Raw genomic sequence first — 20,067 nt, 5'->3', positions numbered from 1 at the left:
CTTGAGGGCCCGAACGAACCAGTGACACTCCTCCGAGCGCCGAATGCAATCACCCGGTCGAGTGTTATTCAGCGGCGTAACGGTCTCTGCCCGAACGGGCGGTTCGGCGAGCGCGACACCCTAGCTCGCACAACGACATTCCACACCAGCCGCAACCCTTTCGATGCCTGGGTTCCCAGACCGTCCACAGTGGACTGGGTCCGAACGAGAGCCACGCCACTGGAACTCCGCTTGACGCACCTGGCGATCGAGAGCATGCTTGAGTTTATTCAACACCGGTTGAAAAGAGGGGATCGACATGGAGAGGACGACCTGTCTCGTCGTCGGTGGCGGACCTGCCGGAATGGTTCTGGGGCTGCTCCTGGCGCGCGGTGGCGTCGAGGTCACGGTGCTGGAGAAGCACGGTGACTTCCTGCGCGACTTCCGCGGCGACACGGTGCACGCGTCGACGCTCAACCTGCTGGACGAGCTGGGGCTCGGTCCGGCGTTCGAGCAGGTGCCGCACCAGGACGTCGACAAGATCGAGGCCCTGCTCGACGGCGGCGCCAAAGCCACGATCGCCGACCTGTCCCGGCTTCCCGGCCCGAACAAGCGCATCGCGATGGTGCCGCAGTGGGACTTCCTGGACCTGCTGGCGGACGCGGGCAAGCTCGAACCGACGTTCGCGCTGCGGATGAACACCGAGGTCACCGCGATCACCAGGAGCGGCAACAGGGTCACGGGCGTGAAGTACCGGGACCGCGTCGACGGGCACGAGGGCGAGATCGTCGCGGACCTCGTCGTGGCGGCGGACGGGCGGAGCTCGATCCTGCGCGCGGCCGTGGAACTGCCGGTCTACAGCTTCGGCGCGCCGATGGACGTGTGGTGGTTCCGCTTGCCGCGCAACGAGAGCGACCCCGTCAAGGGTGGCGGCGGCAGGTTCAGCGCCGGCAGTGGACTCGTGCTCATTCCACGTGGCGAGTACTTCCAGTGCGCTTTCCTGATCCGCAAAGGAACGGACGAGGCCGTGCGCGCCGAAGGCGTCGAGAAGTTCCGCGAACGGGTCGTCACGCTCGTCCCGTGGCTCGCGGACCGGGTCGAGCACATCAGGACCATCGACGACCCGAAGCTGCTCGACGTGAAGCTGGACCGGTTGCGGCACTGGCACGTCGACGGGCTGCTGTGCATCGGTGACGCCGCGCACGCGATGTCACCGGTCGGCGGCGTCGGAATCAACCTCGCCGTGCAGGACGCGGTCGCCGCAGCCACCGTGCTCGCGCGGCCGTTGCGGGACGGCAGGGTCACGACCGCGACGCTCGCGAAGGTGCGCGGGCGCAGGTTGTTCCCGACCGTCGTGATCCAGACGATGCAGCGGGTCATCCACCGGCTGTTCCTGGGCCGCAAGCTCAACAGCACGGCGACGGTCTCGAGCACCGGCACCCCGTTCATGCTCAGGGTCGCGCAGAAGCTGCCGTTCCTGCAGGCGGTGCCGGCCTACATGATCGCGATCGGGCCGCGTCCCGAGCACGCGCCGGACTTCGCGCGCAGGGCACCGCAGACCATCGCTAGGTCGTGACGAAGGCCTCGGAGCTCTCGCCGAGCACCAACGCCACGGCGTGGGCGCGGTCACGGGCGCCCAGCTTGCGCAGGATCGCCTTCACGTGGGTCTTCACGGTGTCGTTGCTGATGAAGAGCCTCTGGGCGATGCGCGCGTTGTCCATCCCCTTCGCCATCTCGGCCAGCACGTCGAACTCCCGTGCCGACAGCCGGCCGAGTGTCGCGGGTGGCGGCATCCGCGACGGCAGGCGCGCGAGCGACCCCACCCGCGCGTCGATCGTGGCGGGAGCACCCCGCACCGCGGCCGCGATCAGCGGTAACAGCTCGGCCACCGGCGAGGTTTTCAGCAGGTAGGCCACCGCGCCGGCGTCGAGAGCGGCGCGGGCCCAGCTCGGACTGTCCGCATTGGACAGGACGACGACGCGGGCGCTCGGTCTGTACTGCGCCGTGTCCCGCACGGTGCGCAGCGGTCCGGCGCCCGGCACGTCGAAGTCCGTGACGACCAGGTCCACCACAGTGCCGCGCAGGCTGCGCGCAGCCTCGGCCACGGTGTGGGCGATGCCCACAACGCGGAAGCAGTGCGTGCGATGCAGCGAGAGCCGCAGCCCTTCGGTGATGAGCTGCGATCCGTCGACCAGCAACACGCGGGTGGACGCCAGGTCCGTCATGACACCGGGAAGTTACTCGCGGGTACCCGGATGCGTAACCTGCCGGACGCCGGATTGCTCCGTACGGCTACCTATTTGCGACCGGATTGGTGAGCGTGCCAAGGCCGTCCACAGTCACGGAGACCGTCTGTCCGGCCCTCATCGGCCCGACACCGGCCGGCGTGCCGGTCAGGATCAGGTCGCCCGGCAACAGCGTCATGATGCCGGAGACGTACTCCACGAGCGACGGAATGTCGTGCACCATCAACGAAGTACGGCCGTCTTGTTTGACTTCCCCGTCAACTTCGGTGACGACGCGGACGTCGGAGGGGTCGAACTCGGTCTCGATGAACGGACCCAACGGGCAAAACGTGTCAAAACCCTTGGCACGCGTGAACTGCACGTCCTTCTTCTGCAGGTCGCGGGCCGTGACGTCGTTGGCGATCGTGTAACCCATGATCACACTCGCGGCCTTGGCCTTCGGCACGTCGCGGCACGGCTGGCCGATGATGACCGCGAGCTCGCCCTCGAAGTCGACGCGCTCGGACACGGCCGGGAGCTTGATCTCCACGTTCGGGCCGACCACCGACGTGTTGGGCTTGAAGAACAGCAACGGCTCCGCGGGAACCTCGTTGCCGAGCTCCTTGGCGTGGTCGGCGTAGTTCCGCCCCACACCAATGATCTTGGTCGGCAGGATGGGAGCGAGCAGCCTCACGTCCGCCAACGGCCACTTCCGGCCGGTGAACGTGGGCGTGCCGAAGGGGTGTTCGGCGATTTCCGCGGCTTCGTCGCCGTGAACGGCGACGAAGGCCACGCCTTGGGGATGAGCAATTCGGGCGATGCGCACGATCCCAGTTTACGAGGTCAGCTCGACCTCATGGATTTGTGGACGAGTGCGTCACACAACGCCAGCCAGGAGGCCTCGACGATGTTGCCGTGCACACCCACGGTGGTCCACTCGCGCTCGCCATCGGTGGACTCCACCAGGACGCGCGTCACGGCATCGGTACCGGGATGTTCGGTCAGGATGCGCACCTTGTAGTCGGCCAGCTCCACAGTGTCCAACCAGGACAGGTGCGGCAGCAACGCCTTGCGCAGCGCCGCGTCCAGAGCGTGCACAGGGCCGATGCCCTCAGCCGTCGCGATGACCCGCTCCCCCGCCACGTGCACCTTGACCGTGGCCTCGGACACGATCTCGCCGTCCGACCGGTGATCGAGCACGACCCGGTAGGACTCCAACGTGAAGGGCGGAGTGTCCAGTTCGGACAGCTCGGTGCGCAGCAGGAGCTCCATCGAGGCGTCGGCGGCCTCGAACGACCAGCCCTTCGCCTCCAACTCCTTCACGCGCTTCAACGCGCTGCCGACCTCGGTCCCCCGGCCGGCCAGGTCGAGCCCGAACTCACGTCCCTTGAGTTCGATGCTCGCCCGACCGGCCATCTCGGTGACCAGCACCCGCATGTCGTTGCCGACGGTGTCCGGATCGATGTGGTTGTACAGCTCCGGATCCACCTTGATCGCGCTCGCGTGCAGACCCGCCTTGTGAGCGAATGCTGACGACCCGACATAGGCCTGGTGGGTGTCGGGTGCGATGTTCGCGATCTCGGCCAACGCATGGGAGACACGGGTGAGCTCGGCCAGCGCTCCGATCGGGAGCACCTCCATGCCGAGTTTGGTCACGAGGTTTCCCACGACGGCGAACAGGTCCGCATTGCCTGCCCGCTCGCCATATCCGTTGGCGGTGCACTGAACGTGCGTCGCGCCCGCCTGAACGGCCGCAAGTGTGTTCGCCACCGCACAGGACGTGTCGTCCTGGCAGTGAATTCCTACGCGGAAACCGGTCTTCTCGACAACCTCCGCGACCGTCTCCGCAAGCCCCAACGGCAGCTGCCCGCCATTGGTGTCGCACAGCACAACGACGTCCGCGCCACCCTCCACAGCGGACTCCAGCACGCGCAGACTCGTGTCCGGCGAGAACGCGTACCCGTCGAAGAAGTGCTCGGCGTCGAGAAAAACGCGCCTCCCGTGGTCCTTCAGGAACCGGACGGTGTCGCGCACCATCTTCAGGTTCTCGTCGGCGTCCGTGCGCAGCGCGCGCTCGATGTGCCGAAGGTCCGACTTGGCCACCAGCGTGACCACCTGCGCCTGACTGTCGATCAGCGCCTTGACCTGCGGGTCTTCCTCGACCTTGACCCCGGCCTTGCGCGTGGCCCCGAACGCGACCAGCTTGGCGTGCTTCAACTCCAAGTCCCCAGCCGCGGCACGAGCGAAGAACTCCGTGTCCTTGGGCAGTGCGCCGGGCCAGCCGCCCTCGATGAACCCGACGCCGAGCCCGTCCAGCAGCCGCGCGACCGCGAGCTTGTCCGTGACGGAGTACGAAATGCCCTCACGTTGTGCGCCATCGCGCAACGTCGTGTCGTAGACGTGGAACTCGTCGGTCGGGCCGGCCATCGGGGTTCATCTCCTCATCCGGGCAAACAAAAAGACCCCCCGCGGGATGCGAGAGGTCTGCGCGTCGGGTGCCAGGGGCGGCAACTACCCGACGCGCTCGTCAATAATGATGGCGACGTACTGAAGCATGCCGGCGATGCTGCCACAGCCCGGCGCGGTGTACCAAGCGACGGGAGGAAATCTCCCACTATCTGGTCATGGGTTCACGCCTGTGACTGAACGCGAAGCGACCCCTCCGCTGGAACAGGAATCAGCCACCGCAACCCGCCCCGCGCGGTGTCACCCGGCGCCCGCCCTCGCCAGGCAACCACGTACGAAGCCTGGCGTGGCGATGCGAAGCGAGCTGTCTGAACCTCTACCGCCTGGGTTGCGGTTCGGGCCCCTCAAGGCGATTGGGGCTTTACCTTGAGTGGGCGGGATGCTCCCCTCATGGGCACGGCCGGGCGCTTTTCAGCCCGGCCTTTTCCGGCCGTCAAGCATCCCGCCAGAGGCTCAAGGTCAAGCCCCAATCGCAACCCCGCTCAGTTCCGTCGCGACCCGACGGACCACCCTCGCAGGGAGACTGAACGACCAGAACCGCCTCACCCCTGGGACAGGAACTTCGCGAACGCCTCGATCGAAGCCGCATTCCGAGGCGACTCCACCAACGCCGCGTACGGCAGCGAGAAAAACCTCTTCCCCTTGACCGCAGGCGAGTTGGCAAGCGGAGCGAAGCCCTCCAGGAACGCCTGCTTCTGCTCAGGCGTGTTCGCCTCCCCGTCCGCATAGTCCACGATCAACACGACATCCGGGTTCCGCTGCACGACGGTCTCCCAGTTGACCGTCGTCCAACTGTCGTTGAGATCCCCGAAGATGTTGTCCCCGCCGGCCTTCGAGATCACGTCCTGAGGCGCGGCGTTCTTCCCGGACGTGAACGGCTGGTCCTGCCCGCTGTCGTACAGGAACACCTTCGGCCGAGGCTTGCCCTCCATCAACCGCCCGGCAGAAGCGATCTGCTCCTGGTACCCCTTCACCAGTTCCTCGGCCTTGGCCTCGACCCGGAAGATCTTCCCGAGGTTGCGCAGATCCGTGTACAGCGCGTCCAGCGCCGGCATGATCCCGCGCTGCTTCCCCACCCCGTTCCGGCAGGCCTCGGTCAGTTGATAGGTCCCGATCCCCAGAGCCTTCAACGAGTCCGGCGTGAACCCGGTGCTCTCGCTGAACCCGTAGTTCCACCCGGCGAACACCAGATCGGCGTTGACCCCCTGCACGACCTCCTTGGAGATCTTGTCGGACAGGTGCTTCACACTGCCGAACTCGGCCTTCCACGGCGAGGTCCGCACGTCGACGGTGTCGACACCGGACACGACGTAACCCGCCATCCGGTCCTTCAACCCCAGCGCGAACATCAACTCGGTGATGCCGGTGTCGTTGGTGACCACTTTGGACGGAATCCTGTCGAACGTGACCTGCTGACCGCAGTTCGTGACGGTCACCGGGTCGGACGCGGAGGTGTCCTGGGCGACCGTGGCGCCGCAGCCGGAGATCAACAGCACAGCGGCACACACAACAGTTCTCAAGGGGTGACCTCCTGGTCGAACAGGAGCTGGGGAACTCCCGTGGTCGGATGCCGCACGACGTGCGCGGTGACGTGGAAAACCTTGGCGATCAGCTCGGGGACCAGCACCTCGGCCGGTGTGCCGGACGCGACGATCCGTCCTTCGTCCAGCACGTACAGCCGGTCGCAGAAGGAAGCGGCGAGGTTCAGATCGTGCAGAACCGTCAGAACCGTGATGCCCAGCCCGCGCGTGAGCCGGAGAACGTCGAGCTGATGCCGGATGTCGAGGTGGTTCGTGGGCTCGTCCAGCACGAGCACGCGCGGTTCCTGGGCGATCGCGCGAGCGATGAGCACGCGTTGACGCTCCCCGCCGGACAAACTGAGGAAGCTGCGTGAAGCGAGGTGCGACACGTCCACGGTGGACAGTGCTTCGGAAACCACCCGGGAATCACGCGCGGGATCGCGGTCGTGCGGCAGCCTGCCCATCTCCACGACCTCGGCGACCGTGAAGTCGAACTCGACCTGCGACTCCTGGGTCAGAGCGGCGAGGTGGCGGGCGACGTCGTGTCGCTTGTGGACGTTCTCGCCGTCGAGCAGGACGGTGCCGGCGTCCGGCTTGAGCGCCCTGTACACACAGCGCAACGTCGTCGACTTGCCGCTGCCGTTGGGGCCGACGATGCCGACGACCTCACCGGAGGCGTTCAACGAAATGCCGGAGATGATGTTCCGGACGGTGACGTCGTGCAGCTCGACGCGCATCAGCGGCCTCCGAAGACGTAGGACCTGCGGCGCATCAGGAAGATGAAGCACGGCACGCCGAGCGCGGCCGTGATGACGCCGAGCGGCAGTTCCTCCGGTGCGGCGAGCATCCGCGCGGCCACGTCGACCCACACCAGGAACGACGCTCCGGCCAGCGGTGCGAGCGCCAGGACCTTGCGGTGGTCTGCGCCGACGACCATGCGCGTCAGGTGCGGCAGCATCAGCCCGACGAACCCGACGGCGCCGCTGACCGCCACCAGCACGCCGGTCATGGCGGCGGTGACGATGAACAGGTGCGTGCGGAACCGGTTGACCGCGACGCCGAGCGTGGTCGCGGTCTCGTCGCCCATCGCCAGCGCGTTGAGCTTCCGCGCCTTGGTCGCCAGGTAGACGATGCCGGCCGCGGTCACGACGGCGGCGACGGGCAGCGACTGCCAGTTCGCCCCGCCGAGGCTGCCGAGCAACCAGAACATCGCGGCCCGCGCCGCCTCACCGCGCGGCGCCTGGAACACCAGCAGCATCGCCACGGCGGAGAACCCGTACGCGAGCGCCGTCCCGGTCAGCACGAGCCGCAACGGTGTGAGCCCACGGCTCGTGCGCGCGGTGATGTAGACCAGGGCCGTGGCGCCGAGACCGGTCAGGAACGCCCCCACCGACAACGCGTAGACGCCGAGACCGGACAGGATTCCGAGCGTCGCCACCGCCGTCGCCCCCACACTCGCTCCCGACGAGATGCCGAGCACGTAGGGGTCGGCCAACGCGTTGCGCACCATCGCCTGGATCGCGACGCCGACGGTGCTCAGCCCCGCCCCGACGACCGCGGCCAGCAGGACGCGGGGAAGCCGGATGTCCCAGACGATGTGGTACTGCCCGGCGAGGTCGGCGGGGATCGTGCCACCGGTCAGCGCCGCCCACAGCAGTTCGAGCGTGAGGTCGAACGGAACGGAGACGGGGCCGAGCGCGACGCCCGCGACGAGGCTGACGGCGAGCACGCCGACGAGCACGCTGATCTTGGAGAGCACTGGGTCCTTCCCGCAGTCCACGGCGGAGTCGGAAGTTCTAGGGCACCGTGAGCGGGTGTTCGGGCTCGTCCCTGGGTGGGACCTACCGTTGCGGGTCAGCGCCGGACTTCGACCGGTCTTCCCCCACGCACGACTGACCCGACCCTACCTGCGAAAACAGAAAGTTCGAAAATTCTCGGGGTGTGATGTCGATCCGGGCAGCGGCCCGTTCGACCTGTGGACGTCACCGAGGAAGACAACGAGCGAGGAGATCCACCGTGAAGTACATCCTGATCATGCGTGCCACCGACGAGGCCTACGCGAACATGGGCGAATTCGACTTCGACAAGATGCTGGAGACGGTCGGCGCGTTCAACGAGGAACTGGTCCGCGCCGGCGTGCTGCTGGCCGCCGAGGGGCTTTCCGAGCCGTCCGAGGGCGTCGTCGTCGACTACTCCGCCGAACCCCCGGTCGTCACGGACGGCCCCTACGGCGAGACCAAGGAGCTGTTCAACGGCTTCTACCTCCTCAACGTGTCCTCGAAGGAGGAGGCGATCGAGTGGGCCAAGCGCATGCCGATGGCCGGCCCGGGGTTCAAGACCGAGATCCGGCGCGTGCCGACGATCGACGAGTTCCCGCAGGACAACGAGTGGATCCAGAAGGAGCGCACATGGAGGGAAGCCAACGGCCAACTTTGACCGGAGCCCGCGAAGGCGCCCCGGCGTATCTGGGCAACGCCTTCCTGTACTGGTTACTCGTGAAAAAAACAGCCCCGGCCGGAAAATCCGGCCGGGGCTTCAAAACGTCTTGCGGATGAACCTCAGCCAGTGCGGACGTTCGACGACACGAGTGCCGCGAGACGGTCGCCGATGGCGTAGGTGGCCCCAGGCGACTGGTGGTCCCTGGTAGCGAGATCAAAGGCCACTGAGGCCTCGATCCGGCGTGCCGACTCGTGCTCGCCGAGGTGGTCGAGCAGCAGCGCGACCGACAGCACGGCGGCCGTCGGGTCCGCGATGCCCTGGCCCGCGATGTCCGGTGCCGAACCGTGGACCGGCTCGAACATCGACGGGTTGCGACGGGTCACGTCCATGTTTCCCGACGCGGCCAGGCCGATGCCACCCGTGACGGCGGCGGCGAGGTCGGTCAGGATGTCGCCGAACAGGTTGTCGGTGACGATCACGTCGTACCGGCCCGGGTCGGTGACCAGGTGAATGGTCGCCGCGTCCACGTGCTGGTAGGCCACGGTGACCTCAGGGTGCTGCAGCGAGACCTCCTCGACCACGCGCGACCACAACGAGCCGGCGTACGTGAGGACGTTCGTCTTGTGCACCAAGGTCAGGTGCCGGCGCGGACGGTTCGAGGCACGCGCGAAGGCGTCCCGGACCACGCGCTCGACGCCGAACGACGTGTTCAGCGAGACCTCGGTGGCGATCTCGTGCGGCGTGTCCTTGCGGAGCAGGCCGCCGTTGCCCGCGTACGGGCCTTCTGTGCCCTCGCGGACCACCACCATGTCGATCTCCGGCGGGTCCGCGAGCGGGCTGCGGACACCGGGGTAGAGACGAGCCGGGCGGAGGTTCACGTGGTGGTCAAGTTCGAAGCGCAGCCTCAGAAGCAGGCCCCGCTCCAGAATTCCGCTCGGCACCGACGGGTCGCCCACCGCGCCGAGCAGGATCGCGTCGTGCTGGCGAAGCTCTCCCAGCACCGACTCGGGCAACAACTCTCCCGTGGCGTGCCAGCGCGCCGCGCCGAGGTCGTAGCGAGTGATCTCGGCCGCCGGAACGACCTCTCCGAGGACCTTCAGGGCCTCAGCGATGACCTCGGGCCCGATCCCGTCTCCTGGGATCACTGCGAGCCGCATCCACACACCTCCCAGGTGTCAGTCCCCAATTGGTGGGACTACTTTCCTTCGCGAAAGGCTACCGGCATCCAGGCCGCTCGCCGCATGCCGGACACCCCATCGGGGTGTTATCTCCCGTACTGCGGGACACCCACACGGCCCATATCCCACTTTCGAGTGTCACTCGACCGCAGGAACGGGGTCGCGTCAAGGGGTGACGGCAGGCAGTTCCAGGCCGTGACATGCCGAGAGGCCCGGTTCCAAACGAAGAACCGGGCCTCTCGTGAAACATCCGATCTAGTAGGCGCCGCCCCGGCCACTCGACTTCACCAGGACGACCGACGCGCGGTCACCGTTGGCGTTGTGGTGGTTGAGGACCAGCAGCCCCTCGGACTTGTCGGCCTTCAGCGAGGCCTCGTTCTTGTTCACCACGAGCGCGGTACCCGGCTTCGCGAGGTACGAGAGCGCCGCGTCGCCGCCGCCTTGCGCCCACAGACCCGGCTTGAGCGGGTCGTAGGACAGGTTGCGGTCGATGACGTCGACGAGCTTGTTCGCGTTGCCCGGCGCGGCGTAGTAGCCACCGACGCCCACGACGTACGAGAGGCGGGCCGTGTCCTTCGTCGCGTCGATGCCCAGTGCGCTCAGCAGCACCGGCAGGACGACGACGTTGGTGTCCTGGACGTTCGCGTCGACGTCGCCGAACAGGCCGTTCACGCCCTGGATGTCGACGGTCTCGCCCGTCTTCAGGTCCACCGTGGACGCGACCAGCAGGTCGGTGTCGGTCAGGCGGGTCGCGAACACCTCGAAGTCCGCCGTGCCGTCACCGTTGGTGTCGATGTCGACGAACGGGATGGTGTTCTTGCCCAGGTTGTACCAGTTGCCCCAGGTAGCGACACCGAACGCGAGCAGCGCCTCCTCCGGCTTGCCCTGCGCCTTGGCCAGCGGGGCCGTGGAGGCCGCGCCGACGTAGCGGAGGTCGCCGCCCTTGGCGGTCTCGTTGAGCGCGCAGTTCTCGGTGACGTTGCGCTTGCAGTCGCGCAGCTTCGGCGACTGGGCCTGCAGCTCGAGAACGCTGATCAGCGAGCGGTAGGCCTGCGAGCCGGTGCCCTGGTCGAGACCCTTGCCGGTCACGTTCAGCACGGCCTGCTTGTCGTTGCCCCGGAACTTGAGGCTGGACGCGGTCTTGACGTCCGCGACCGGCTTCGGCGCCGAGTAGACCGACAGGCGCAGCGGCACGGTGGCACCGGCGGTCGGCGTGAAGGTCACGCGACCGGAGGCGTCCGCGAGGAACTGGCGCGGCACGTCGAGCTGGTTGGCCTCGACGGTCGAGTCGACCGTCTTGCGCAGCGCCTTCGGGTCGTCGATCTTCAGGGTCACCTTGACGCGCGCGACGCCGCGCGGGCTCAGCTTCACCTTGTCCTGCGAGAGCACGTAGCTCACGCCGGGGATCGTCGTGGCCGCGGTGTAACCGACCTTGTACTCCACGGACTTCGTGGACTTGTTGACCAGCTTGATGGTCTTGGACTTGGAGACGGCCTTGGCGACCTCGACGACGCCGAAGTTCGCGCTGACGTAACCGTTGTCCTCCTCGACGTACGCGAGGACCTGGTTGTCGATCGCGGACTTGCCGTCCACGCGGCCGGTGCCGACCCGGTTGGGCGCGAAGGTCTTGCCGTCCTCCTTCACGTCCGCACCGGCGGTGTTCATGATCGAGGCCTTGACCTCTTCCAGCGTCCAGTCCGGGTGCGCCTGGCGGACCAGGGCGGCGATGCCGGCGACGTGCGGGGAGGCCATCGACGTACCCGAGATCACCAGGCGGTCGTTGCCGGAACCGACGGCGGTCGACGAGATGGTGTCACCGGGGGCCGCGACGTCCGGCTTGATGGACTGGCCGCGGGTGCCACGGCTGGTGAACTCGCTCGGGGTGTCCGAAATGGACTGGTCGTACGTCGGCGTCGAGGTGCGCAGGTCACCCGCGAGACGGACGACCAGCGTGCCCGCGTTCAGCGCCGGGCGGATCGCCGTGGTGGCGGAGCCGGTGAACTGGAACATCGGGATGCCCGCGTTGCCGGCGATGCCCGCCGCGAAGTTCTCCAAAGTGGACGAGAGGAGCACGCCCTGACCACCGGCGGCCTGCACGTTGTTCGCGCGGACGGCCGAACCACAACGGCGCGTGGCGTCGACGTCGTCCCACTCCAGCCACACGAACTTGCCGGCGACGTTGTCGGTGATCGCGACGCAGCCGTCGGCGTTGCCCGCCTGGGACAGCTTCGCGACCGGCAGTTCCTTGTTGTAGCCCAGGTAACCGGTGAAGCTCTGGCTGTACTGACCGGGCTTGAGGCCCTGGCCCTTCACGTCGGCGCCGTCACGCAGCACGAACGAGTCGCGCACGGACGCGACGGTCAGCGCCTCGGGCGTGTTGCCCGGTGAGCCGCCGATGTCGTAGAGGTCGCCGCCGTTGCCCGCGGAGAAGACCGGCATGACGCCGACCTTGTACAGCTTCTTGACGAAGAGGCTGTCGGGGTCGTCCGGTGCGCCGTAGTCGGAGCCGAGCGACAGGTTGACCACGTCGAGGTGGTCGGAGAAGTCGCCGTCGCCGTCGGGGTCGAGCGACCAGTCGAGCGCCTGCGAGGTGACGTTGGTCGAGCCGTCGCAGCCGAAGACCTTCAGCGCGAAGATCTGGGCCTTCGGCGCGGTGCCGGGGCCGATCTTCATCTCGTTGAGCTTCGCGGCGTCGAGCCTCGTGTAGTCGCCCTTGAACGTGCTGCCGTCGGCGTTCTCGCCGAAACCGGCCGTGGTGCCCGCGACGTGCGAGCCGTGACCGTTGCAGTCGATGGGGTTCGGGTCCGGCTTCGGCGTGTTGATCGCCGGGTCGGTGCTCTCCCCGTCGTAGTCCTCGCCGACGAAGTCGTAACCGCCGACGACCTTCGCGGTCGGGAAGTTCGGGTCCTTCGCGCGCGGGTCGACGGCGCGGAACGCGTCGACGGTGCCGGGGCCGCCGAAGTTCGCGTGGGTGTAGTCCACACCGGTGTCGATGATGCCGACGCGGACGTCGTCGCCGAGCTTGCCGTACTGCTGCCAGACGTTGAGCGTCCTGGTGAGCTGGACGGCGTTCGAGTTCTGGCGCTTCTTCGGCACGACCGGGTAGACGGCGAGAACGTCCTGGCGCTGGGCCAGTTCGCGGACCTTCTGCGCGTCGGCCTTCACGACGACGCCGGGGACGCCGTTGGAGGTGCGGTAGAGCTCCTTGGTCTGCGTGTCAGCGCTCTTGAGCTGGCCGACGACCTGGTCGACCGTGGCCGACGTGTCGTTCTTGGCCTGCTTGGCGGCCTGCTTCGCGACCTCTTTGCCCTGGCTCTTCTTCTCGTCGAACGCGTCGACGGCCGGCTTGCGGTCCAGCGCGACGAACGCGGTGACCGAGCCCGTGGCGTTCAGCCTGGGAGAAACCTTGAGGTGCAACGCTTTCGCGTCCAACCCGTGCGCACCCTTGACCGGCTGCGCGAGCGGTTCGCTCTGCGCCTGTGCCGTGGCAGGTGCGATCAGCAGTGTGGTGATGGCAGAGAACACCACCAGACTCGATCGTCTCTTCACAACGTTTGCCCCAACCGAGGTGTGTGCCTTCGACCCGAAAAGACAGTGCCGTGCCCTCTACGGCACCGGGTCAACCTCGTGGGGACGCTAATCGCTGATCGTGTGTCTGCGACTGCCCCGAAAGTATGAATGTGGTCTACAGATAGTTGCCTGTTACGACTTCGTTGTGAACGACGACGAACACGGGAAGGGGACTTTGCCCGTCCCCTTCCCGTTTGTCGTGACTATCCGAAGTCGACAGACCTGACCGTGCGCGCACCGACGGACGCGCCGATCGGGTCGAGCACCTGGGTGTCGACCGGGCGGTCGACGCGCAGCACCATGACGGCGTCGTCGCCGGTCTGGCTGATCTGCGCGGCCTCGATGTTCACGCCGGCCTCGCCGAGCAGCGTGCCGACGGTGCCCATGACACCCGGACGATCCGGGTACTCCAACAGCAGGACGGTGCCTTCGGCCCTCAGGTCGAAGTTGCGGCCGTTGATGTTCACCAGCTTCTCGACCTGCGCGATGCCGCTGACCGTGCCGGACACGGTGTTCGTCGCGCCGTCCGCGTACACGGCCTTCACCGTGACGAGGCTGCGGTGGTTCGGGCTCTCGGTCTCCTTGACGAGCTCGACGCTGACGCCCAGGTCCGCGGCGAGGCTCGGCGCGTTCACGAACGTCACCTGCGACTCGACGACCTTGGAGAACACCCCGCGCAGAGCGGCGAGCGGCAGGATCGCGACGTCCTCATTGGACAGTTCGCCGCGGACCTCGACGGTGACGCTGGTCGGGGCCTTGGGCGACAGTGCACTGAGGACGGTGCCGAGCTTCTGCACCAGCGGCAGGTACGGGCGGACCTCTTCGCCGACCGCACCGCCCTGGACGTTGACGGCGTCCGGCACGAACTCGCCGGCGAGCGCGAGGATGGTGCTCTTCGCGACGTCGGTGCCCGCGCGGTCCTGCGCCTCGGCCGTGGACGCGCCGAGGTGCGGGGTGACGACGATGCCCGGCACGTTGAACAGCGGGCTCTCGGTCGTGGGCTCGGTGGAGAAGACGTCGATGCCGGCGCCGCCGACCTGGCCTTCCCTGACGGCCTCCGCAAGGGCTTCCTCGTCGATGAGGCCACCGCGGGCCGCGTTGACGATGATGACGCCGCGCTTGGCCTTCGCCAGCTGCTCGGCGCCGATGAGGCCCTTGGTCTCCGGCGTCTTCGGCAGGTGGATGCTGATCGCGTCCGCCTTCTCGAGCAGCTCCTCGAGGGTGACGAGCTCGATGCCGAGCTGGGCGGCGCGCGCGGCCGAGACGTACGGGTCGTAGGCGATGAGCTCGACACCGAACGCGGCGATGCGCTGCGCGAACAGCTGCCCGATCTTGCCGAGGCCGACGACGCCGACGGTCTTGCCGTTGAGCTCGACGCCGTTGAACTTGGAGCGCTTCCACTCGTGGTTCTGCAGCGTCTCGTGCGCGGCCGGGATCTGGCGCGCGACGCTGAGGAGAAGCGCGACGGCGTGCTCGGCGGCGCTGACGATGTTGGACGTCGGCGCGTTGACGACCATCACGCCGTTCTGCGTGGCGGCCGGGACCTCGACGTTGTCCAGGCCGACACCCGCGCGGGCCACGACCTTCAGCTTGCGCGTGGCCGCGAAGACCTCGGCGTTCACCTGGGTGGCGGACCGGACGAGCAGAGCGTCCGCGTCGGCGACGGCGGTGAGGAGGGCTTCGCGGTCGGTGCCGTCTACGTGGCGCACTTCGACGCCGTCGCCGAGAGCGTCCAGAACGGACGGCGCGAGCTTCTCGGCGATGAGGACAACAGGTCGGCTCGTGTTGCTCACGGACATCGCTCCCAGGAAGGGTCGGATCGTGGGGCGCGGGCGTGGTCGGGGGCGGCTGGCCCGCGCCGACCGGAGCACCGCAATGTGTCCGGACTGTTAACGAGCATAGACACCGGCCTTGCGCGCGCATTCCGCCGGGTGGCTCAGGTCACCGCCCGCGTCTTGCAGTATGGGACGAAGCATGGGTGGACGTGGCGTTCACCCGACAGTGTGAAGTCCACGCCCTGGGAACGGGTGGGGCGTTGACGTAGCGCGGGTGGAGGGGTTCGCCTGGGCGGGCGTTTGACGGACGGGGCCGCGCGGGTCGGTTTGCGGGCGTTTGTCGCGTTCCAGCGGGGTTGGTCGTGTTCCTGACGTTCCGTCGCCTTGCGAGGGTGGGCGCGCGGGTCGTGACGAAGTGCGGGGTTGCGATTGCACCGCAACCCGGCGCCCTAGGTTCAGACGGCTCGCTTCGCATCGCCACACCAGGACTCGTACGTGGTCGCCTTGCGAGGGGCCGCGCCGGTTGACACCGCGCGCCGGGCTTCCGTAGGTGGTCATCTTGCGTTGGCGAGTGCGGTGGCGCCGGGCACGAACTGGGCGGTGGCATGCGGTCGGCCATATCGCGTTGCCTGCTGTGGGACGCTTCGACTGTGCCGCTCGTGTGGATCACCGGGGCGTCGGGGGCCGGTAAGTCGACGGTCTGCTCGCTGCTCAAGAGCAAGGAAGAGCTGGCGGTCGACGCCGACTGGGAGGGCTTCAACCAGTGGGTGGACCGGGTGAGCGGGCAGGTCGTCGCCGACCCGCCCGACCCGGTGCCGCAGGGGTGGCTCGACCGGTTCGGGTGGCGGATCAGCCGTGCCCGGGTCGAGGGTCTCGTCGCGGAGGCCGGGGAGCGGGATGCGTTCCTCTGCGGCTGCGTCGAGAACGAGGCGGAGGTGTGGGACCTCTTCGACGTGGTGGTGTGCCTGGTGATCGACGACGCGACGATGCGCGAGCGGTTGCGGACCCGCACTTCGAACTCCTTCGGCAAGCATCCGGAGGAGCTGGCGGCGGCGTTGGCCCACAACGTGCACGTGGAGACCAGGTATCGGGGTCTCGGTGCCGTGGTCGTCGATGGCACGCGGTCCCTGGCGGAGGTCGCCGACGCTGTCCTGGCTGCTACCAGGGCTCGTCGAACTCCCCGTCCTTCGCGCCCAGCACGAAGGCGTCCCACTCCGCCATTGTGAAGGTGAGGACGGGTTCGAGCTGCTTGGAGTTGCGCATGGCGACGTACGTGGCGCCGTCGGTGTGCTCGATGAAGGCGATCTCGACGTGGCCGTCTTCCGGTTCCGGCTCCGGCGGCCGCTTCCACTGCGCGTTGCGGAGGTCCAGCTTGCCGCGCACGTGGGCCTTGTCGTCGTAGATCGGCGCGCTCTCGGTCATGCGAAAGACGCTAGCGGATGGAAGCGAACGAAAAGCGGAAAGGCCCGCGGAGCGTCACACACGCTCCACGGGCCTCCCTGGGAGAAAGCCTCGAAGAAGGTCAGGCGGTCTCGGTGATCGGGCGGTCCACCCACGACATCATGTCGCGCAGCTTCTTGCCGGTGACCTCGATCGGGTGGTTCTCACCCTCCTGCTGAAGCTTCTTGTAGTTGGCGCGGCCGTTGTCGTCCTCGGCCACCCACTCGTTCGCGAAGGTGCCGTCCTGGATCTCGCCCAGGATCTTCTTCATCTCTTCCTTCACCGAGGCGGTGACGACGCGCGGGCCGCGGGTCAGGTCGCCGAACTCGGCGGTGTCGGAGATCGAGTAGCGCATGCGGGCGATGCCGCCCTCGTACATGAGGTCGACGATCAGCTTGAGCTCGTGCAGGCACTCGAAGTACGCGACCTCGGGGGCGTAGCCCGCCTCGGTGAGGACCTCGAAGCCCGCCTGCACCAGCGCGGAGGCGCCACCGCAGAGGACGGCCTGCTCGCCGAAGAGGTCGGTCTCGGTCTCTTCCTTGAACGTCGTCTTGATGACGCCGGCGCGCGTGCCGCCGATGCCCTTGGCGTAGGACAGGGCGAGGGCCTGCGCGTTGCCCGACGCGTCCTGCTCGACGGCGATGAGCGCGGGGACGCCCTTGCCGTCGACGAACTGGCGGCGGACCAGGTGGCCGGGGCCCTTCGGCGCGACCATGGCGACGTCCACACCGGACGGAACCGTGATGAGGCCGTAGCGGATGTTGAAGCCGTGGCCGAAGAAGATCGCGTCACCCTCGTTGAGGTTCGCGGCGATCTCGTCGGCGTAGATGTGGCGCTGCGCGGTGTCCGGCGCCAGGATCATGATCACGTCGGCCCACGCGGAGACCTCGGCCGGGGTGCCGACCTCGAGGCCCTCTTCTTCCGCCTTGGCGCGGGACTTGGAGCCCTCCTGCAGGCCGATGCGGACCTCCACGCCGGAGTCGCGCAGCGACAGGGCGTGGGCGTGGCCCTGGCTGCCGTAGCCGATCACGGCCACCTTGCGGCCCTGGATGATGCTCAGGTCGGCATCGTCGTCGTAGAAGATCTCGACGCTCACAGTGTTTCCCTATCTCTCAGTAATGCTTAACGAACCGCGGTGGCGGTGATGGAACGAGCGCCACGGCCGATGGCGACCATGCCGGACTGGACGATCTCGCGAAGCCCGTAGGGCTCCAGCATGCGCAGCAGCGCGTCGAGTTTTTCAGACGTGCCGGTGGCCTCGATGGTGACGGCCTCCGGTGACACGTCGACGACCTTCGCGCGGAAGAGCTGGACGGTCTCGAGGACCTGCGACCGCACCGTCGCGTCCGCGCGAACTTTGATCAGCACCAGTTGCCGCTGAACGGAAGCGCTGGGCTCCAGCTCCACGATCTTGATGACGTTGATGAGCTTGTTGAGCTGCTTGGTCACCTGCTCCAGCGGCAGCTCGTCGACCGACACCACGATGGTCATGCGCGAGATGTCGGGGTACTCGGTGCGGCCGACCGCGAGCGACTCGATGTTGAAGCCGCGGCGGGAGAACAGACCGGCGACGCGTGCGAGCACACCGGGCTTGTCCTCGACCAAAACGCTCAGCGTGTGCCTGGTCATCACAGGTCCTCATCGAACAGGGGGCGGATGCCGCGGGCGGCCATGATCTCGGAGTTGCCGGTGCCCGCCGCGACCATGGGCCACACCTGGGCGTCCTTGCCGACGACGAAGTCGACGACGACCGGGCGGTCGTTGATCTCCAACGCCTTTCCGATCACCTCGTCCACCTCCTCGCGCGTCTCGGCCCGAAGGCCGGCACAGCCGAGTGCCTCCGCCAGGAGCTTGAAGTCTGGGATGCGGTGCTTGTGCGTCCCCAGATCCGTGTTGGAGTACCGCTCGCCGTAGAACAGCGTCTGCCACTGGCGGACCATGCCCAGGTTGCCGTTGTTGATCACGGCGATCTTCACCGGCAGGCCCTCGATGGCGCAGGTGGCGAGCTCCTGGTTGGTCATCTGGAAGCAGCCGTCGCCGTCGATGGCCCACACCGTGCGGTCCGGCTGGCCCGCCTTGATGCCCATCGCGGCGGGAACTGCGAAGCCCATCGTGCCGAGGCCGCCGGAGTTGATCCACGTGCGCGGGTGCTCGTACTTCACGAACTGCGCGGCCCACATCTGGTGCTGGCCGACGCCCGCGGTGTAGATCGTGTCGGCCGGCGACAGCACACCGATGCGTTCGATGGCGTACTGCGGCGACAACGTGCCGTCGTCCGGCCAGTCGTAGCCGAGCGGGAACGTCTCGCGGATCGAGTTCAGCGTCGCCCACCACGGCGCGAGGTCGACCTTCGTCGCCGTCTCGCGCTCGGTGCGCAGCGCGTCGATCAGCTCGGTGATGATCTCCTTGCAGTCACCGACGATCGGCACGTCGGCGCGGCGGTTCTTGGAGATCTCGGCCGGGTCGATGTCCGCGTGGATGATCTGCGCGTCCGGCGCGAACGAGTTCAGCTGGCCGGTGACGCGGTCGTCGAAGCGGGCGCCCAGTGCGATCAGCAGGTCCGACTTCTGCATCGCCGCGACGGCCCCGACGGTGCCGTGCATGCCGGGCATGCCCATGTGCTGCTCGTGCGAGTCCGGGAACGCGCCGCGCGCCATCAACGTCGTGACGACCGGGATGCCGCTCTCCTCGGCGAGGCGCAGCAACTCGGCGTGCGCGTCGGCCTTGATGACGCCGCCACCGACGTAGAGAACGGGCTTGTGGGCGGCCACGATCAGCTTCGCGGCCTCGCGGACCTGCTTGCCGTGCGGCCGGGTCGTCGGCCGGTAACCGGGCAGGCGCATCTCGGGCGGCCACGAGAAGCTGGTCTGCTCCTGCAGCACGTCCTTCGGGATGTCGACGAGGACCGGGCCGGGTCGGCCGGTCGACGCGATGTGGAACGCCTCCGCGATCGCCCGCGGGATGTCCGCCGGGTCGGTCACGAGCACGTTGTGCTTGGTGATCGGCATCGTGATGCCGCAGATGTCCGCCTCCTGGAAGGCGTCCGTGCCGATCAGCGGCCGCGACTGCTGGCCGGTGATCGCGACGATGGGGACGGAGTCCATGTTCGCGTCCGCGATCGGGGTGACGAGGTTGGTCGCACCCGGACCCGAGGTCGCCATGCAGACCCCGACCTTGCCGGTGGCCTGCGCGTATCCGGTCGCCGCGTGCCCTGCGCCCTGCTCGTGGCGGACGAGAATGTGCCGGACCTTCGTGGAGTCCAGCAGCGGGTCGTACGCGGGAAGGATCGTCCCGCCGGGAATGCCGAACACCACTTCGCACCCGACCGCCTCAAGCGAGCGGACGAGGGACTGAGCCCCGGTCACTCGAATCGGCGCGCCAGTGGGCGGAGCCGGTTTGGGCCGCGGACCTGGACGTGGCGACGAGGGCTCGGAAGCCTGTCGCGATGGTGCGCTGGTCATTGGTTTGCCTCGTG

Annotated in this window: 16 protein-coding genes and 1 riboswitch; of the genes, 3 read left to right on the top strand and 13 right to left on the bottom strand. The window is 67.7% G+C overall.

What is annotated here, in order from left to right; translation table 11 throughout:
* The first annotated feature begins 298 nt into the window (after nt 1–298).
* A complete protein-coding gene (locus OG205_RS40140) occupies nt 299–1,555 on the top strand; it encodes an FAD-dependent oxidoreductase (protein WP_330273033.1) in 1,257 nt (418 codons plus the stop codon).
* On the opposite strand, the gene OG205_RS40135 is transcribed toward OG205_RS40140, so the two are convergent.
* The 6 genes from OG205_RS40135 to OG205_RS40110 all read right to left on the bottom strand — a co-directional run bounded on the left by OG205_RS40135 (nt 1,545) and on the right by OG205_RS40110 (nt 7,949).
* Entirely contained in the window at nt 1,545–2,204 is a 660-nt protein-coding gene (locus OG205_RS40135) for a response regulator transcription factor (RefSeq protein WP_330273032.1), read from the bottom strand. The two genes, OG205_RS40140 and OG205_RS40135, sit on opposite strands and share 11 nt — an antisense overlap.
* Nucleotides 2,205–2,271: 67 nt before the next feature.
* A complete protein-coding gene (locus tag OG205_RS40130; RefSeq protein WP_319977648.1) occupies nt 2,272–3,030 on the bottom strand; it encodes a fumarylacetoacetate hydrolase family protein in 759 nt (252 codons plus the stop codon).
* Between the two features lie 17 nt (nt 3,031–3,047).
* Nucleotides 3,048–4,631 (bottom strand): citramalate synthase, encoded by a 1,584-nt coding sequence (gene cimA / locus OG205_RS40125; RefSeq protein WP_330273031.1) that lies wholly within the window; start codon nt 4,629–4,631, stop codon nt 3,048–3,050.
* A 581-nt stretch (nt 4,632–5,212) separates the two neighbouring features.
* Nucleotides 5,213–6,190 (bottom strand): ABC transporter substrate-binding protein, encoded by a 978-nt coding sequence (locus OG205_RS40120; protein WP_330273030.1) that lies wholly within the window; start codon nt 6,188–6,190, stop codon nt 5,213–5,215.
* Entirely contained in the window at nt 6,187–6,927 is a 741-nt protein-coding gene (locus OG205_RS40115) for an ABC transporter ATP-binding protein (protein WP_330273029.1), read from the bottom strand. Before OG205_RS40115 ends, OG205_RS40120 begins: the two co-directional genes overlap by 4 nt.
* On the bottom strand, nt 6,927–7,949 hold the full coding sequence (locus OG205_RS40110) for a FecCD family ABC transporter permease (RefSeq protein WP_330273028.1): 1,023 nt from the start codon (nt 7,947–7,949) through the stop codon (nt 6,927–6,929). The genes OG205_RS40115 and OG205_RS40110 overlap by 1 nt, the downstream gene beginning before the upstream one ends.
* 33 nt (nt 7,950–7,982) lie before the next feature.
* Nucleotides 7,983–8,102, bottom strand: a riboswitch (cobalamin riboswitch).
* Between the two features lie 104 nt (nt 8,103–8,206).
* Here OG205_RS40110 and OG205_RS40105 point away from each other — a divergent pair.
* Nucleotides 8,207–8,626 carry a YciI family protein gene (locus tag OG205_RS40105; RefSeq protein ID WP_330273027.1) on the top strand — a complete coding sequence of 140 codons (420 nt, stop codon included), beginning with the start codon at nt 8,207–8,209 and terminating at the stop codon, nt 8,624–8,626.
* Between the two features lie 122 nt (nt 8,627–8,748).
* Here OG205_RS40105 and OG205_RS40100 read toward each other — a convergent pair whose 3' ends face one another.
* From OG205_RS40100 to serA, 3 genes are all read right to left on the bottom strand, one after another.
* Entirely contained in the window at nt 8,749–9,786 is a 1,038-nt protein-coding gene (locus OG205_RS40100) for a 3-isopropylmalate dehydrogenase (RefSeq protein WP_330273026.1), read from the bottom strand.
* Nucleotides 9,787–10,062: 276 nt separating this feature from the next.
* Nucleotides 10,063–13,338, bottom strand: coding sequence for a S8 family serine peptidase (locus tag OG205_RS40095; protein WP_442916859.1), 3,276 nt, complete (start codon nt 13,336–13,338; stop codon nt 10,063–10,065).
* A gap of 242 nt (nt 13,339–13,580) precedes the next feature.
* A complete protein-coding gene (gene serA / locus OG205_RS40090; RefSeq protein ID WP_442916653.1) occupies nt 13,581–15,176 on the bottom strand; it encodes a phosphoglycerate dehydrogenase in 1,596 nt (531 codons plus the stop codon).
* Nucleotides 15,177–15,802: 626 nt separating this feature from the next.
* On the opposite strand from serA, the gene OG205_RS40085 reads away from it, so the two are divergent.
* The gene (locus OG205_RS40085; protein WP_330273023.1) at nt 15,803–16,378 is read left to right on the top strand and encodes an AAA family ATPase; all 576 of its coding nucleotides are present in this window, start codon (nt 15,803–15,805) and stop codon (nt 16,376–16,378) included.
* Here the strand turns inward: OG205_RS40085 and OG205_RS40080 are convergent.
* The 4 genes from OG205_RS40080 to OG205_RS40065 form a co-directional block, all read right to left on the bottom strand.
* Nucleotides 16,311–16,574 carry a DUF397 domain-containing protein gene (locus tag OG205_RS40080; RefSeq protein ID WP_090051086.1) on the bottom strand — a complete coding sequence of 88 codons (264 nt, stop codon included), beginning with the start codon at nt 16,572–16,574 and terminating at the stop codon, nt 16,311–16,313. The genes OG205_RS40085 and OG205_RS40080 overlap by 68 nt on opposite strands.
* Nucleotides 16,575–16,674: 100 nt before the next feature.
* Nucleotides 16,675–17,688 carry a ketol-acid reductoisomerase gene (gene ilvC, locus OG205_RS40075; RefSeq protein WP_030479766.1) on the bottom strand — a complete coding sequence of 338 codons (1,014 nt, stop codon included), beginning with the start codon at nt 17,686–17,688 and terminating at the stop codon, nt 16,675–16,677.
* Between the two features lie 26 nt (nt 17,689–17,714).
* Entirely contained in the window at nt 17,715–18,221 is a 507-nt protein-coding gene (gene ilvN, locus OG205_RS40070; RefSeq protein ID WP_030479767.1) for an acetolactate synthase small subunit, read from the bottom strand.
* Entirely contained in the window at nt 18,221–20,053 is a 1,833-nt protein-coding gene (locus tag OG205_RS40065) for an acetolactate synthase large subunit (protein ID WP_330273022.1), read from the bottom strand. Before OG205_RS40065 ends, ilvN begins: the two co-directional genes overlap by 1 nt.
* Between the last annotated feature and the right edge of the window lie 14 nt (nt 20,054–20,067).

The organism is Lentzea sp. NBC_00516, from assembly GCF_036346835.1.
GTDB lineage: Bacteria > Actinomycetota > Actinomycetes > Mycobacteriales > Pseudonocardiaceae > Lentzea > Lentzea sokolovensis.
The sequence above is the reverse complement of the archived record's forward strand: the minus strand, read 5'-3'. Positions and strand labels throughout refer to the sequence as shown.

What these genes read in the sequence shown, in the direction of transcription:
- OG205_RS40140 (WP_330273033.1), top strand. Translation starts at nt 299, where the DNA reads ATGGAGAGGACGACCTGTCTCGTCGTCGGTGGCGGACCTGCCGGAATG.
- OG205_RS40135 (WP_330273032.1), bottom strand. Translation starts at nt 2,204, where the DNA reads ATGACGGACCTGGCGTCCACCCGCGTGTTGCTGGTCGACGGATCGCAG.
- cimA (WP_330273031.1), bottom strand. Translation starts at nt 4,631, where the DNA reads ATGGCCGGCCCGACCGACGAGTTCCACGTCTACGACACGACGTTGCGC.
- OG205_RS40115 (WP_330273029.1), bottom strand. Translation starts at nt 6,927, where the DNA reads ATGCGCGTCGAGCTGCACGACGTCACCGTCCGGAACATCATCTCCGGC.
- OG205_RS40100 (WP_330273026.1), bottom strand. Translation starts at nt 9,786, where the DNA reads ATGCGGCTCGCAGTGATCCCAGGAGACGGGATCGGGCCCGAGGTCATC.
- serA (WP_442916653.1), bottom strand. Translation starts at nt 15,176, where the DNA reads ATGTCCGTGAGCAACACGAGCCGACCTGTTGTCCTCATCGCCGAGAAG.
- OG205_RS40080 (WP_090051086.1), bottom strand. Translation starts at nt 16,574, where the DNA reads ATGACCGAGAGCGCGCCGATCTACGACGACAAGGCCCACGTGCGCGGC.
- ilvN (WP_030479767.1), bottom strand. Translation starts at nt 18,221, where the DNA reads ATGACCAGGCACACGCTGAGCGTTTTGGTCGAGGACAAGCCCGGTGTG.
- OG205_RS40065 (WP_330273022.1), bottom strand. Translation starts at nt 20,053, where the DNA reads ATGACCAGCGCACCATCGCGACAGGCTTCCGAGCCCTCGTCGCCACGT.